We start from the raw sequence: 15,794 nt of genomic DNA, 5'->3' as shown, positions 1-15,794 counted from the left end.
TAATTCAATTGCCAGACCATGCTTCAACACTAAAAGCAGGTTGGTAATTAGCCGAACTATCGCTAATTTTCAGCTCAAGTAGCACCGCATCATCTGCCTTAGTAAAGGTGTGGCTGATGGCTCGGCGATAATCACGCTTATCAGGGCCTTTACCCACAAACACCGCAGTTAAAGTATGTTCACCGGCGCGAATATTGCCTTTAAATAATGGCTGAATGGCGCCGCGCAATAACCCGGCGATTTCTTTTTCGGTATACAGATACGCCGTGACCGACTCATCGTTGAGTTTAAGCTGGACACTGTCTAACTGAAAAAACTGCCCCGCATCCACCGACAAAAATACCGCCAATTGTGTTTGTGCTGGAAACAATAATTCTTCTTCCAAAATGAACAATTCGCGATTCAAAGCAATCGCTTGTTGTTTTAATTGCTCAAGCTGTTGCTCTGCAGACTCTTGCGCCAGCAAAGGCATGGCAACCAACAGGCTTAGCAATAGGCTGGCAAACAGGAAAAAGCGCGGTCGGTGCAAGCTCATAAAACACCCTCGTTAAAAATAGACACTGAAAAACACCCGATAAACATTGGCGCTTAATTGATACAACGGCTCAGCACCGACGGCAGTATCGATTAGCGTAACATTTCGAAAGTTATTGTAATTAAAGCGGATATAATCCCACTCGATATTTAATTCGGGTTTAGCCGCCGGCCACCAAGCCCAACTCTCAAAGCGATAGCTGGCGCCCAATCCAAGGCTGAGATTATTAAAATCACTGAGCTCTTTGTCTCGCGCCATAAAGTTTTGCTGATTAGCAAACTCAAATAAATCCGCATAAAACGAGGCTTCGCCTTGCTGATACCAGCGAATATGGCTGTCGAGCACCCAGCGCTCACCCAGCGGATGCACGTACTCTAATTCCGCATCAAAGCCTGTAATATCCCAACTGTCGTTGTAATGACGCAGCGAAAAGGTCACGGCTGCGCGATACGGTAAGTAAAATTTATTGACTAAACCCACGGCAAAACTATTGCGCGTGTCGGGGTAAACTTCAAATTGATAACCATAGCCAAGTTCAGCCAAGGGATCGCGATAACGCACACTGCGATAGGGATTATTTAAAAAGCCTTGCTCCATATCGACGTCAACATTTAAGGCACTGATCCAGCGTTTACTGAGTACTTGGGTGATCCCCAAGCTATAACTGTAGCGGCGTAACTGCTCACTGAAGCTTGCATCGCCATTGCGACCAATGTCATCGTTGCCAATGCCGGCATTTAAACTCAGGGTTGTCATACCGCCAAAAGTATCGTGCGACACGCCAAAAGACAGTGATTTGGCGTTGTAATCATTCTCGTCACTTTGTGCGTAATTTATCGATAAAATACTGTTGCCGGTTAGGTAATCCATCCCTACTCGACTCTCAATGCGTGTCTCGCTGTAAGCTGAGGCCGTGGCCACCACATCTATCGAGGCTCCTGACACAGTATCGACATAATAAAAACCCGATACCGACACCTGGGTACCAATTTTGGTTCGTAACATCAATGCCGGACCATCAATGGAAACACCGCCGCCTTGGTAACTGTGCTGCATCAAATCAACGCGGTTATCAGGCAATACAGCACCGAAGCCAGCGGTGCTTAGCAACAATAACAAACCGCATAGCGCAGCCTTAATTACAGCCACAGCCGCCTCCACCACTGCCATCGGCACCTTTGGCTGCTTCACGTGAGTCACGCACATGCACACTGTGCTGCAAGGCAATAGGATGACGACTAAAAGCCATAATCGGGTCGGCTAATTCAGCGCGCTCATAGGGTTTAACCCATGGCTCAACACTGGCACAGCCCACCATACCCGCTAACGCCACAGCGACGAGCAACAGTTTAGTTGCGCAATAAGGTTTTAATATCGTTTTCATATTTTTGCTCATAGCCCGGTTTATAACCACGATGCACACTAAACACATCGCCATGTTGATTGATGATCACCGTAGTGGGCATCGCTTGTACTTGATAACGCTCTGATACGCTATTCTCGGTATCAAACAAGATGGGAAACTGTACTTGAGTTTTACTTAAATATTTTTGTGCCGCACGGCTATCCGCTTCAACATTCACGCCCCACACTTGCACCCCCAAAGGCCGATACTTGTTGGCAAGCTGATCTAATGCGGGCATTTCTTGTAGGCACGGGCTACACCAGCTGGCCCAAAAATTTAACACAATAATCTCGCCGCGTTGTTCAGCTAAACGTAGATTCACCCCCGTTAACGACTTAAGCGTAAAATCAGGTGCTTGTGCCGAATCGGTTGCATGCACCTTTGCGCTAACAGCGCAGTATGACAACACAGTTAACAACAGGCTTAATAACAGTGTGCGCATAGTCTTTCCTTATATTAAAAATACAGCGCAAGCCCCAGGCCTAACTGTAAGTTATGGGTGGTTTTGCTCTCGGCTAAGATCGTGGTTTCAAACACATAGTCGGTTACCTGTAAATCCAGCGCCAGCCAATCGGTCATATAGAGACGAAACTGACTCCCCAGCTTTACTGCAAAAACCTTGTCGCCCGCGAAATCAACATTACCGCCACCCGCAAAAATTGACCAACCCGTATTAAAGGCCCAGTTCCGACCTAAAAAAACTTGGCCTGGCAGCACCACGTAACCGAGCTCAGCACCGTAATAACGCCACTCGCGTTCGCTGTCAGTTAATAAGGGCGCCGCAGCGCCACTTAAGCGCTCGTAAGACGTTAACCCTGCTTTGGCTTGAGCAAACTCAGCATTAACATAAAAATCTTCATTGATATGGTAACCCAGTTGCAGCGCCACCAAACCGCTACTGCCAAAGTCTTCGATGGCGATAACACCCCCGCGCAGCGCTAGCACAACATTCTCGCTATCTAGCTTAGCGGGCGTCACCTGCGATTGCTCGATTTCTGGCTCAATCCGTGCCGTGCTGCTGTTTGCTTGCTGCGCGCAAACGAATGGACTTAGCCATAATAAACTGCTGACTAAAAGGCCAGCTTTAATCCGATTAACCATGTATTTGTCTCTTCGTTAATATCACGTTCGGTGCTAATTAAGCCACGCCGATAACGTAAATTGGCTTGTAAACGACGGGTTAGCGCATAATCAAGCCCTAATTCCATATTGGCCATGGGGCTATTACGCTCAGGCGTTTGTACCAAGATAGTTCGTGGTTGAGTTAACAACACACCACCACCTAAAGCAAAATAGGGCGACCAACGCCAGTGCGGCCAAGGGCTAACGCCCAATTGCACTAAAAACTGTTGACTGCTGGCCTGTTGACCACTGCCCTGCCCAGCACTGAGTTCAATAAAAATCACATCGGAGAAGTCATAACTGGCACTGAGTTGGTAGTAACTCGTACCGGCAAAATCACCTGCAGCCAGTCCTAACTGCCATGCACTCGGCGGCTGATCAACTTGCCATAGACTGGCCAAACTTTGCTCGCCCTCGGGCAAATACAGGTGCGCTAGAGCGGCACTGGCTAGCCATAATGTTTGTTGCCGATATTGCACGCGGATCCAGCCCCCGCGCTGTTTAAGTAATGTTAGCGCGTCACCTTTTAACACCACCTGCACTATCGGATACCCTCTACCAGGGCCGGTATGTAGCTCAACAAAATCTTGTTGCACCACCACTTGCTGCGCCTGCAACGGTAATAAAGCGAGCAGTAGGCTACAAAATAGCCCACAACCCATGTGCGTTAAAAAGCGCATCTAGGGTAGCTCCACTGCAAAAGGGGAATTGTAATATTGCGCGCCCATATCGAGCCACTGGCTAATCAATCTTAATTCGACTGGCGACAAATACCCCTGATGACGCCCGCCTGGGGCAAAGGTTTGGAAGAAACGGCTACTGCCCAGGGCATTTCCTGCCCGCAATAAGGGCGGGACATTGACCGTGATCATGACCGGGATCGGTTGCTCATTTTCATCCAAAATCAACTCGCCATTGGCATCTCGTAAAAATACTAAATTACCGTTGCCATCGACCGCTTGCACTAAACGGTCAACGAGCACCCCACCCAGCAATTCTTGCTCGTTATCATTACTCAGCAACTCTCGGTAACTGGTTAAATGAGCCGCTTGAATGTCCGAGGCTTGAGCCGTTAGCTCTAACTGCGCCGCAGGCAACCTAGCATTGCCTGCGGCATCGCTACGGCTATGACAGCTAACACAGCTGTTGTCTTGCAGCAGTTCGTTACTTACAGGGTCAAATTGGCGACGGTCACGTTGCCACAGGGGTTGTATGTGTGTGGGATAATCAATGCGCAAACGACAGGCCGCTTGCCAGCGTTCAAAGCAATCTAAGCCTACCGGTAAGGTAGTGGCGAGCTCACTAAAGTGATTTTGCTCTGGCGGATCCGGCTGACGGCGCGCGGGATCGGTCCATAGATCAGTATAGGCCAAGCCGGCACTTAACATAGGCTCGCCTAGCAAACGTGCCAGGGTTTGCGCCATGGTCTCACCGGCATTCGGCGGTAATTGCGGATTGGCATTGCTAAAAGCGCTACTGGCATTTTCTGGCCCCGGATTAATCGTCGGCCATTCGCCTGTTAAACGCCCGTGTGGCCGAGTATTGGTCGCACTATGGCAACCATTACAACGGAGTGTCTCGCCCGGCGCTAAGGTGATCCATTGCTGATGTTGCGCAGAGACGACCTGCCCTTCAGCATTCAGTAAGCTAAGCGCTAACGGCACATTGGCTGGTACTTTTACTCGTACCGAACCATCAGGTTGAACCGGTGTAATACCGACCAATTCACGCATCAACTGCCTGCGGTTTACCCCATAAGCAAAATTAGGCACCTCTCGCACCTCTTCTGGTGGAATGGGCACACCACGTATCAAGCTCACATAACGGATGGGGCGTTGTGCGGCACTGGTTTGCATTGGATCCGCCAATTGGCTAATGGGCAACACCGCTTCACCACCAATATCATAAACACTACGAATATCTAAAATCGCTTCGCCACGCTCTATCAGAGTAAGATCCGCGTCTGGGTTACTGGCTAAAAATGCGGGCCGCGGATACTGCTGCATCACCACCGCTTCAGTGAGCAACTGCTGCTCCGACCCTAATTTCACCGGCACTTGGGTTTGCTTCGCTAAATCGAATAACCATAATCCAAATAAAGGATCAGCCGCGGGGTAAGCACTAGCATCATCAACCTGCGCACAAGGCACGATTTGCTCATTCACTCTGACCCGACAAGGTGACCAACTGAGCAGATAACGCGATGAGCCATCTTGTAACGCAAAGACATTTTGCACTAAGCCGGCAGGCTCAGCGCGTAAGATATTATCAAAAGGCCAAGGGAGCAAGGCGGTCTGTGCCGGTAAGTTTAACTGTTGTTGATATAACGGCTGCGTGTTATCGCTGGCCAGTGTTAAGGCTATTTGCACGGGTAAGGCATTTAAGTGCGTTTGTTGGCGGTTTTTTAATAAGGTTGCGATCTCACCATCGGCCAGTAACAAGGGTTTGGCAAATTCCACCACTGTGTCATTCGGCCCGCTGCGATGCGAATGCCAACCATATAATAGCTGATTACTGGAGCCATCAGGGCGCATTTGATACCAATTAAACATATTACGGTCGCTTTGATTATCCCAGCGACTGTAAAGAATATGCCCATCGGCTTGCACCAATGGATACAAATCGTGACTTAAGTTAAAACTAATTTGGGTTATTTCGCTGCCGTCGGCATTCATCACATGCAGATTAAACGCCGGCCCCTGCAGATCTTCATGTAAAGCACTGTACTGGGGTTTAAATTCATCTAATAAAATTTGCCGGGCTTTTTGCTGACGAGTAGAGCTAAAGACGATGCGACCATCGGCTAACAGTGCAGGATTGATATCGTGTCCTTGCTCCGCAATAAGGGAATTACTGATGATCGGTGCTGCACTCTGTTCAGTCAGGCTATAACGCCACAGACTCCAAGTGGGTTGTAACTCCTCGGGCACATTTGGTAAGGCCGGCGGTCGTAATGCAAACAACAGGCTATTGCCGTCAGGCGATACCAGCAGATCTTTAACGTCATAGCCGCCATCAGGGAAATACTGAGCTAATATCGCTTGCTCTGCCGACTGCGCAAAAGCATTTTGTTTTAATATCAGCTGTGCACCAGGGCTAAATTGCTCTGGCGCAGTCAAATCGGTTTGGTAAGGATTGCCCGCATCGTCAAATAACGCGCGTTGCACAAAAATGAGGGGGAATTCTTGCACTACCGGATCGGCTGGCTCGTCTTGCACGCTAATATCGGCCTTACAGCTCATTAAGCCGAAAATACTCAGAAGCAGCAAAAGGGTGTGTTTAGTCATTATTGTTATTACCCGCCACCAACTGCGATGACTCTAGTGTATTGCAAAAAAACTGAACCAAAATAACGTTATTAGAGTAGCCTTGGCCCGTTAACAGAGCAATAGCTAATTTCAACGCCAAACGGCGGGCTTGGGTATTATTCCCGATAGTAGAAAAAGCGGTTTTGGTCGTGATTGCAACATCCTGCATTAGCTCAATAGTTTAGTGCGCTTACGCAAACCCGTCTTTTGCCCCTTGGCGGCAATTTAACTACGCATAAAAACAAAAAAACCAGCATCACTGCTGGTTTTTTCTAACTATAAAGTATTATAGGTCTGCTTCGAAATCAGCAGGTATTGATTCATCAATCACTTTTTCGCCCGGCTTTAACAACAAGCGCTCGCGCAGAATTTTCTCGATTTCATCCGCAATGGCTTTGTTTTCTTGCAAGTATTTCATGGCATTGGCCTTACCTTGGCCAATTTTGTTACCTTGATAAGCATACCAAGCACCGGCTTTATCGACGAGGTTTTGCTGCACACCTAAATCAATAAGCTCGCCTAGTTTGTTGATACCCGCACCATATTGAATAATAAATTCAGCTTGTTTAAACGGCGGCGCAACTTTGTTTTTTACCACTTTAACACGGGTTTCGTTACCAGTAATTTCATCACCGTCTTTTACTGAACCAATACGGCGAATATCCAAACGCACTGACGCGTAGAATTTTAAAGCATTACCACCGGTGGTGGTTTCTGGGTTACCGAACATCACACCAATCTTCATACGAATTTGGTTAATGAAGATACATAGGGTATTTGAACGTTTAATGTTACCGGTTAATTTACGTAAGGCTTGTGACATTAAACGGGCTTGTAAACCCATGTGGCTATCACCCATGTCGCCTTCAATTTCAGCTTTTGGCGTTAAGGCGGCTACCGAGTCGACAATAACAACGTCAACCGCAGCCGAGCGCACCAACATGTCACAAATTTCTAGTGCTTGTTCACCGGTGTCAGGTTGCGATACTAATAATTTATCGACATCAACACCCAGCTTTTTAGCGTAAATCGGATCTAAAGCATGCTCGGCATCGATAAAGGCACAGGTTTTGCCGTCTTTTTGTGCTTCAGCAATAACTTGTAAGGTTAACGTCGTTTTACCTGACGATTCAGGACCGTAGATCTCAACAATACGGCCATAAGGTAAACCGCCAATGCCAAGGGCAATATCTAGGCCTAAAGAGCCTGTTGATACTGCCGCAATATCCAGAGCGGTACTGTCACCTAGGCGCATAATAGAACCTTTACCAAACTGGCGTTCAATTTGAGTTAATGCGGCACTCAGGGCTTTTTGTTTGTTATCGTCCATCTCTTACTCCGGTAAAATCGGTCAGTTAGTAAACACTGTATGAGCATACAGTAGTAGAGTTTCAACTAGCTGTCAACAACAAGATGCTTTGCCGTAAGGCATGTTCAATGGCTTGCTGACGAACCTGCTGCCGATCGCCTTTAAAAACATGCTGTTGCGTGGTTATCGTGCCTTGTAAATAAAATCCAAAACACACTAATCCAACCGGCTTGCTGGCCGAGCCACCCCCCGGCCCCGCAATACCTGAAATGGCAATCGCCAATTCAGCGCCAGCAGCTTTGGCAGCACCGCTGGCCATTTCAGCTACGGTTTCAACACTCACTGCGCCATATTGTAGCAAGGTGGCACTGCGTACCGCTAACAATTGCTGCTTAGCTTTATTACTGTAAGTGACAAAACTACGATCAATATAAGCTGAACTTCCGGCGACAGCGGTTAGCCAATAAGCAACTCCGCCACCTGTACACGATTCTGCAGTGGTGATACTGTAGTTTTTCCGCAATAATAGCTGACCTAACTCACTGGCAAGGTCAAAACTTACTGATGCCTCTGTCATATATAATCCAACGGGACTCAATAACACCATTATGCCGTCAGACCAGAAACCGGAGCAAGCCTTAAGCGCTCATACGCCGATGATGCAACAATATCTGGCGTTGAAAAGTCAGCACCCTAGCATTTTATTGTTTTATCGGATGGGTGACTTCTACGAGCTATTTTTTGATGATGCGAAAAAGGCCTCAACCTTATTGGATATCTCGCTGACCAAAAGAGGCCAAAGCGCCGGTGAGCCAATCCCCATGGCCGGTGTACCCTATCACGCCGTAGAAGGCTATTTAGCGCGCTTAGTTCAGCTAGGTGAGTCGGTGGCAATTTGTGAGCAAGTTGGCGATCCCGCCACCAGCAAAGGGCCGGTCGATCGTAAAGTGGTACGCATTGTCACCCCTGGTACCGTTACTGATGAAGCCTTACTCAATGCGCAACACGACAATTTATTGTGTGCGATTAGTCACAGCCGGCAACATTTTGGTTTAGCGCAGCTGGATTTAAGCAGCGGCCGTTTTTTATTAAATCAAGTGGATAACCTTGATGATCTCGCCGCGTTATTGCAACGCTTAAACCCCGCAGAGTTGCTTTATCCGGAAGACTTTAACCAGCCACAGCTAATTGAACGCAAAGGCGCTCGGCGGCGGCCGATTTGGGAATTTGATTTGGCAACTGCCGAACGGGCTTTATGCCAACAATTTGGTACCCGCGATTTACGCAGCTTTGGCGTAGAAGACGCCCCAGTGGCGTTGATGGCCGCAGGCTGTTTAATGCAATATGTTAATGATACCCAACGGGCGCAACTGCCACATATCCGCAGTATCGCGTTAGAGCGGGCAGAAGATTATATTGTGCTTGATGCCGCCACTCGGCGAAATTTAGAACTCACCCAAACGCTCTCTGGGCAAACCGACAATACCCTAGCCAGTGTGCTGGATCATTGCCAAACGCCAATGGGCTCGCGTTTATTAAAACGCTGGATCCACGCCCCGCTGCGCGATCAACAGAAAATCAATTTACGGCTAGCGGCGGTAGCCGAGTTAACCGACGATTACGAAAGCCTGCAACCGCAGCTAAAACATATCGGTGACATAGAGCGGGTGATTGCCCGCTTGGCCTTAAAAAGCGCCAGACCACGCGATTTTGCCCGCTTGCGCCAAGCGTTAACGGCCTTGCCTAACTTGCAGCAGCAATTAACGCTCGCCCACAGCGATCTACTGCAGCGCCATGCACAGGCCAGTGCGCCGCTACCAGAATTGCTTGAGTTACTGCAACGAGCCATTGTTGAAACGCCCCCGGTGCTGATCCGCGATGGCGGTGTCATTGCCGATGGATACGATGCCGCCTTAGATGAATGGCGAGCCTTAGCTGAAGGCGCTACAGATTATTTAAGCCAATTAGAACAGCGCGAACGGGAACGCACCGGTATTAGCTCGCTGAAAGTGGGTTACAACCGAGTACACGGCTTTTATATTGAAACGGGTCGCAGTGCTGATAACAAAGTACCGGCTGATTATATTCGTCGCCAAACGCTAAAAAATAATGAGCGTTATATTATTCCAGAGCTAAAAGCCCATGAAGACAAGGTACTGGGTAGTCAAAGCAAAGCGTTAGCGCTGGAAAAACAGCTGTACGAACAACTCTTTGTACTGCTAAGCCCCTATTTAGCCCAATTACAACACCTCGCTGACGCCTTGGCCGAGCTCGATGTATTAGCCAGTTTGGCAGAATGCGCGGTACTGCATCAATATTGTCGGCCAGAGTTGAGTACAGACATCGGCATTCACTTGCAGCAAGCGCGGCATCCGGTTGTCGAACACGTATTAAGTGAACCCTTTATTGCAAACCCCCTACGATTAAATGCAGAACGGCGCATGTTAATGATTACCGGCCCCAATATGGGCGGTAAATCAACCTACATGCGGCAAACCGCACTTATTACGCTGATGGCCGCGATAGGCAGTTTTGTGCCTGCTGCCTCGGCGGTCATCGGCCCCGTTGATCGGATTTTTACCCGAATTGGCGCGTCTGATGATCTGGCTTCCGGGCGTTCAACCTTTATGGTTGAGATGACCGAAACAGCAACCATTTTGCATCATGCTACCGCTCAAAGCTTAGTGCTGATGGATGAAATTGGCCGGGGCACCAGTACCTATGATGGCTTAAGTTTAGCGTGGGCCTGTGCCGATTATTTAGCGAAAAAAATTAAAGCCTTAACGCTTTTTGCCACCCATTACTTTGAATTAACCGATTTAGCCGAACAGCTACCCGCCGTTGCGAATGTCCATTTGGATGCTGTAGAGCATGGTGAGCATATTGTGTTTATGCATAATGTGCAGGACGGTGCCGCCAGTAAGAGTTTTGGTTTGCAAGTGGCACAACTTGCCGGTGTACCCAAGGCCGTGATCCAACAAGCGAAACAAAAACTGCACCAACTGGAACTACAACCCAGTGTCGCCACAAAGCCGGCAACGGGCAGCGAAGCACAATTGCCGTTGTTAGAAGCAGAGCACCCGCTACTGGCGCAATTAAGACAGATCGATCCCGATGAGCTCAGCGCTCGTCAGGCGTTAGATTTACTCTATCAACTTAAAAAACAATTGGACGCCTAACGCGCTTAAGGGATCAAGATGCTATTAAAAGACATGAGTGTGTCTGCTATTGTTGCTGGCTTTGTTGCGGTATTAGTCGGTTTTGCCAGCTCAGTTGCCATCGTGTTTCAAGCCGCCGCTGCGGCCGGTGCCAGTAGCGAGATCATTGCCTCATGGTTGTTAGCCTTAGGTATTGGTATGGCGGCTACCTGTATTGGCCTATCTTGGTACTATAAAGCGCCGATTATTACCGCATGGTCAACACCTGGCGCCGCTTTATTAGCGGGCAGCCTGCAAGGACTGAGTATTGCCGAAGCCACCGGGGTGTTTATTTTTACTGCGGCATTGGGTTTAATCATTGGCTTAAGTGGCATGTTTGAACGCCTGACACGGCTGATCCCACCTTCATTAGCCAGCGCAATGTTGGCGGGGATCTTACTGCAATTTGGCTTTGCGATCTTTCAATCCATGCAAAGTGAAATGCTGCTGGTCACCATTATGTGTATCAGCTATGTGATTGCCAAAGCGACTGTGCCACGGTATGCCATTTTGCTAGTATTAGTGAGCGGCTTGGTTATTGTCATCGCCGGTGGGCAATTAGATTTGTCGCACTTAGAGCTTAGCATCACTCGCCCTGTTTGGGTGAGCCCTGAGTTCTCTCTCAGTGCCATGCTGGGTGTAGGCTTACCATTATTATTGGTAACAATGGCCTCCCAGAACATCCCCGGAGTGGCGGTGATCCGCGCCAGCGGTTATCAAACACCGGTGTCACCAATCATTGTTAGTACCTCACTCAGTACCTTATTACTGGCACCTTGGGGCGCGTTCTCGATTAATCTCGCCGCCATTACGGCTGCGATTTGCACCGGTACAGAAGCACACCCTGATACCAAGAAACGCTACATTGCCGGTATTGCCGCTGGTGTGTCTTATTTAATTGCGGGTTTAGCCGGCGCAACCGTAGTGGCGCTATTTGCCGCATTTCCGCAAACCATGATTGCCGCCTTAGCCGGTTTAGCCTTAATAAGCACTATTGCCAGTAATTTACAAACTACCACCGCCGACCCTGACTATCGCGAAGCGGCCGTGATCACCTTACTGGTAACGGCGTCAGGCATTAGTTTTTTTGATATTGCTGCGGCTTTTTGGGGATTGATAGCCGGTTTAATCACGGTGTTAGTACAAAAAATAGGACAGCGCTTCATCAGCACCTAAGACAACAGATAACAACTCGCGGTTAAATCGTGTTGAATTGGTTAAAACTGTAATGCACAAAGCAAGTTAGCAAGTTAGCAAGTTAGCAAGTTAGCAAGTTAGCAAGTTACGAGATTAAGAGCATGCTAAAAAGCATGTCGTTTTTTAAGATAAATAATCAGCCACAAGTCACTGCAAGACAGCGCTTAGTGAAGGACTAAGCGCAGCTGTTATCACCTTTATTCTTGAAACAGTGTTTCGATATTTAGCCCCTGATGCGTTACAATTTCACGCAACCGACGTAAAGCTTCAACCTGAATTTGCCGCACGCGTTCCCGCGTTAAACCAATTTCACGCCCTACATCTTCCAGCGTAGAAGGTTCATATCCCAGCAAACCAAAGCGTCGTGCTAATACTTCACGTTGTTTTGGGTTTAGCTCTTCCAGCCAAATCACCAGATGTTGTTTGATGTCTTGATCTTGCAATTCTAGCTCGGGGCCTAATTCTTTTTCATCAGCAATAACATCAAGCAGTTGTTTTTCTGAAGCGCCAGCCACTGGTACATCAACTGAAGTGATTTTTTCATTCAGCTTTAGCATTTTACGGACATCTTCAACTGGCTTATCTAACGAGGCAGCAATTTCTTCTGCGGTTGGTTCATGGTCTAGTCTTTGTGATAACTCACGCGCCGCACGTAAATAAATATTAAGCTCTTTCACCACATGAATAGGTAAACGGATCGTGCGCGTTTGATTCATAATGGCACGTTCGATGGTTTGACGGATCCACCAGGTAGCATAAGTTGAAAAGCGAAAACCCCGTTCAGGATCAAACTTCTCTACGGCTCGGATCAGGCCTAAATTGCCTTCTTCAATCAAATCTAGTAGGGCTAAACCACGATTAATATAACGACGGGCTATTTTTACCACTAAACGTAAGTTACTTTCGATCATGCGTTTGCGGGCGGCTTGATCACCTTTTAGCGATAGACGAGAAAAATACACTTCTTCTTCTGCGGATAACAATGGTGAAAAACCAATTTCACCCAAATAAATCTGTGTCGCATCCATGGACTTTTGACTGTCATCCCTGACGAAAATTTCGTCTAGAGTGCCTTCGTCTTGCGATAACTCCTGTAACTCCGCTTCAATATCTTCATCTTCAGCTAAGACATTTTCATCAATTAGTTCGTCATCTTTCGCATCAGTTATTTTGTGATCTTTACTTGTCATATCCACTTACCCCACACTTAATGACACACCATAGGTGCGCAATGCTTCCATGCAAAGGATTAATTATTATTATTTTTATTATTAGTTTTCACGGTTATCTCGGCAAATACCTTAACGGGTCAACCGATTGGCCACGAAATCTAATTTCAAAGTGTAACCGTGTATCTACCGCATCGGTATCACCCATTTCGGCTATTTGTTGCCCCGCTTTAACGTCTTGCCGTTCCTTAACCAAAAGCCGTTTATTGTGGGCATAAGCACTGAGGTAATCATCGTTGTGCTTGATGATAATTAAGTTGCCATAGCCTCGTAGCGCATTACCGGCATACACAACCTGACCATCAGCAGCGGCATTGATACGACTGCCCGCACTACCACCAATATCTACCCCTTTATTGCCCTGCTCAGCGGTTGAAAAACGCGCCAAAATGGGACCTTTTACAGGCCATTGCCAGCTTACTCGCCCAACGGCAGTACTTGCAGATTGAGTAATATTGACAGGTGACCTCTCTTGAACATACCCCTTTTGCGAGCTAGCTGCAACCGATTTTACGGTAGAGCTTTTGCTCGTGGTAGGCGTGACTGAACCTTTAATTTTGGCGGCGGTACCCGCTTGCAGTTGAATAATCTGCCCCGGATAAATGGTGTAAGGCGCTTTGATATTATTGCGTGCAGCGACAGTGCGAAAATCTTGTCCTGCCCGAAAAGCAATAGAATATAAGGTGTCACCACGTTGTACTTGGTAACTGCGGCCACTTAGGGTCTGTTGTTGGCGTAATTGATGTTGCTGTTTACGAATTTCCAGCGTGGTGACTGGCGCCGGAGTCGACGAACCGGCGCAGCCTGTTAACAACAGGACTGCAGCAATAGCTATCCAGCCAAAACCGTTCAGGGTTTCGGGCAGAGATAGTGTGCTAACTGCGCAAGACCTGACAATAATAGTTTACTCCTTGCTTTGGCCTACTACAGCATCGTCCGTTGCGGGTCGCTCAGGTTCAGCGCCCAACCACTTTTCAAGATTCAGTAGTGCCAGCATCACGAACACTGCACTGGTAAAACATAGCAATGCCAATAGCAAATCATTTTGACCAAACGCTATCGCATACCGGCTTGGTGAATACATAAACTCACCCGCTTGCCAAGGCCAAAGCCGATACATGGCGCCAACGACAACGCCCGTTAACAACGCCAGAGTGGCATCATGGTAGCGCTGCAATAACCACTTTAACACATGCGAAAAACTCAATAAGCCCAGAACGCAACCACTAGCAAACAACGCCAGCACCGAAAAATGTAACTCACGAATGGCTAATATCACGGGGGCATACATGCCCGAAATTAACAAAATAAAGCTACCAGAAATGCCGGGTAAAATCATGGCACAGATCGCCACGGCACCGGCGACAAAAAACATCCAACTAGAAGGTTGTAGATCAACTGGCGAGAGCATCCCGACAAAGACCGCTAGTACAATACCTAATGACGCTAACAAAGCACGACTAAGTGACCACTTAACTGAGCGTAACAAAAATGGTAACGCCGTTAAGATTAAGCCATTAAAAAAGGCCCACAAGGGTACTGGCCGATGCTCTAACAACCAACTGATCAGCGAGGCGAGGGAAAAAATACTGAGGAAAATCCCGGCAAACAAACACAACACAAAAGTGCCATCGATATGCCGCCACAATTGCTGAAATCGTCCTTTAAGTAACAACTGAAACGCCTGTACATTTATCGCGCTAATTGCGCCTAATAAACGTTCATAAATACCCAAAATAAACGCGAGTGTGCCGCCCGAAACGCCCGGCACTACATCCGCCGCCCCCATAGCGAGACCTTTGATCAGCCATTGCAGATACTTCATATACTTCCTGTTTGCACGTTGTGCTGGTTACGCCAGATCGCCTGGCACTAAGGGAACAAACCTTACGGTTTCAATATCTTGTTTTTGCCACTGTTCGCCGTTTCGCTGATAAACACGTAACACTTGTTGTTCCGCACCCACGGGGATCACCAAACGCCCGCCATCGGTTAATTGCTCTAACAAGGCTTGCGGCACATCCACCGGCGCAGCGGTTACAATAATGCTATCAAAGGGCCCTTTCGTCGGCCAGCCTAACCAGCCATCACCGTGCTTCATCGACACATTGTGTAAATCTTGCGCTTGTAAACGGCGCTTCGCTTGAAACTGTAACGATTTAATACGCTCGACACTGCAAACATGACTGAATAACCGAGCCAAAATGGCAGTTTGATAACCCGAGCCCGTACCAATTTCGAGTACTTTGCCGCAACTGCCGCCATGCAGCAACAGCTCGGTCATACGTGCCACAATATAAGGTTGCGAAATGGTTTGCCCCAAGCCAATCGGCAAGGCCGTATTCTCATAAGCTTTGTGTGCTAGCACTGGTTCAACAAAGAGGTGGCGCGGTGTTTGCGCGATAGCGCTCAGTACACGGGCATCAGTGATGCCATCAGCTTGAAGTTTTTGCGCTAACATCTGCGCACTACGTAAGGTAACGACTGCCATA

Annotated in this window: 15 protein-coding genes; 2 read left to right on the top strand and 13 right to left on the bottom strand. The window is 48.0% G+C overall.

The genetic code is table 11. The features are described from left to right. Nucleotides 1-4: 4 nt before the first annotated feature. From JAO78_RS01780 to JAO78_RS01740, 9 genes are all read right to left on the bottom strand, one after another. Nucleotides 5-535: a hypothetical protein gene (locus JAO78_RS01780; RefSeq protein ID WP_226749639.1), complete on the bottom strand. Its 531-nt coding sequence runs from the start codon at nt 533-535 to the stop codon at nt 5-7. A gap of 12 nt (nt 536-547) precedes the next feature. Further along, a complete protein-coding gene (locus JAO78_RS01775) occupies nt 548-1,684 on the bottom strand; it encodes a DUF3570 domain-containing protein (protein WP_226749638.1) in 1,137 nt (378 codons plus the stop codon). Beyond that, on the bottom strand, nt 1,671-1,919 hold the full coding sequence (locus JAO78_RS01770; protein ID WP_226749637.1) for a DUF4266 domain-containing protein: 249 nt from the start codon (nt 1,917-1,919) through the stop codon (nt 1,671-1,673). The genes JAO78_RS01775 and JAO78_RS01770 overlap by 14 nt, the downstream gene beginning before the upstream one ends. Further along, nucleotides 1,885-2,382 carry a TlpA family protein disulfide reductase gene (locus tag JAO78_RS01765; RefSeq protein WP_226749636.1) on the bottom strand — a complete coding sequence of 166 codons (498 nt, stop codon included), beginning with the start codon at nt 2,380-2,382 and terminating at the stop codon, nt 1,885-1,887. The genes JAO78_RS01770 and JAO78_RS01765 overlap by 35 nt, the downstream gene beginning before the upstream one ends. Nucleotides 2,383-2,396: 14 nt before the next feature. Next, nucleotides 2,397-3,041: an outer membrane beta-barrel domain-containing protein gene (locus JAO78_RS01760; RefSeq protein WP_226749635.1), complete on the bottom strand. Its 645-nt coding sequence runs from the start codon at nt 3,039-3,041 to the stop codon at nt 2,397-2,399. Beyond that, on the bottom strand, nt 3,011-3,742 hold the full coding sequence (locus JAO78_RS01755; protein ID WP_226749634.1) for an SH3 domain-containing protein: 732 nt from the start codon (nt 3,740-3,742) through the stop codon (nt 3,011-3,013). Before JAO78_RS01755 ends, JAO78_RS01760 begins: the two co-directional genes overlap by 31 nt. Further along, nucleotides 3,743-6,349, bottom strand: a complete 2,607-nt coding sequence (locus JAO78_RS01750; RefSeq protein WP_226749633.1) for an HzsA-related protein — start codon at nt 6,347-6,349, stop codon at nt 3,743-3,745. A gap of 307 nt (nt 6,350-6,656) precedes the next feature. Beyond that, nucleotides 6,657-7,700 carry a recombinase RecA gene (gene recA, locus JAO78_RS01745; RefSeq protein WP_226749632.1) on the bottom strand — a complete coding sequence of 348 codons (1,044 nt, stop codon included), beginning with the start codon at nt 7,698-7,700 and terminating at the stop codon, nt 6,657-6,659. A 61-nt stretch (nt 7,701-7,761) separates the two neighbouring features. Next, nucleotides 7,762-8,256 carry a CinA family protein gene (locus JAO78_RS01740; protein WP_226749631.1) on the bottom strand — a complete coding sequence of 165 codons (495 nt, stop codon included), beginning with the start codon at nt 8,254-8,256 and terminating at the stop codon, nt 7,762-7,764. 31 nt (nt 8,257-8,287) lie between these two features. Between JAO78_RS01740 and mutS the strand changes: the two genes are divergently transcribed. Next, nucleotides 8,288-10,858 (top strand): DNA mismatch repair protein MutS, encoded by a 2,571-nt coding sequence (mutS, locus tag JAO78_RS01735; protein ID WP_226749630.1) that lies wholly within the window; start codon nt 8,288-8,290, stop codon nt 10,856-10,858. An 18-nt stretch (nt 10,859-10,876) separates the two neighbouring features. Further along, nucleotides 10,877-12,052, top strand: a complete 1,176-nt coding sequence (locus tag JAO78_RS01730; RefSeq protein WP_226749629.1) for a benzoate/H(+) symporter BenE family transporter — start codon at nt 10,877-10,879, stop codon at nt 12,050-12,052. A gap of 218 nt (nt 12,053-12,270) precedes the next feature. Here the strand turns inward: JAO78_RS01730 and rpoS are convergent, their stop codons facing one another. The 4 genes from rpoS to JAO78_RS01710 form a co-directional block, all read right to left on the bottom strand. Continuing rightward, nucleotides 12,271-13,263: an RNA polymerase sigma factor RpoS gene (gene rpoS / locus JAO78_RS01725; protein WP_226749628.1), complete on the bottom strand. Its 993-nt coding sequence runs from the start codon at nt 13,261-13,263 to the stop codon at nt 12,271-12,273. Between the two features lie 94 nt (nt 13,264-13,357). Beyond that, complete coding sequence (locus JAO78_RS01720; RefSeq protein WP_439647498.1) at nt 13,358-14,119, bottom strand: peptidoglycan DD-metalloendopeptidase family protein; 762 nt, start codon at nt 14,117-14,119, stop codon at nt 13,358-13,360. 87 nt (nt 14,120-14,206) lie between these two features. Further along, nucleotides 14,207-15,127 carry a DUF368 domain-containing protein gene (locus tag JAO78_RS01715; protein WP_226749626.1) on the bottom strand — a complete coding sequence of 307 codons (921 nt, stop codon included), beginning with the start codon at nt 15,125-15,127 and terminating at the stop codon, nt 14,207-14,209. Nucleotides 15,128-15,154: 27 nt separating this feature from the next. Continuing rightward, nucleotides 15,155-15,793, bottom strand: a complete 639-nt coding sequence (locus JAO78_RS01710) for a protein-L-isoaspartate(D-aspartate) O-methyltransferase (RefSeq protein ID WP_226749625.1) — start codon at nt 15,791-15,793, stop codon at nt 15,155-15,157. Nucleotide 15,794: the final 1 nt, after the last annotated feature.

Origin of the sequence: Alishewanella maricola, from assembly GCF_016343785.1 — a bacterium.
GTDB lineage: Bacteria > Pseudomonadota > Gammaproteobacteria > Enterobacterales > Alteromonadaceae > Alishewanella > Alishewanella maricola.
Note: the sequence above shows the minus strand (reverse complement) of the source record. Positions and strands in the feature narration are given on the sequence as shown.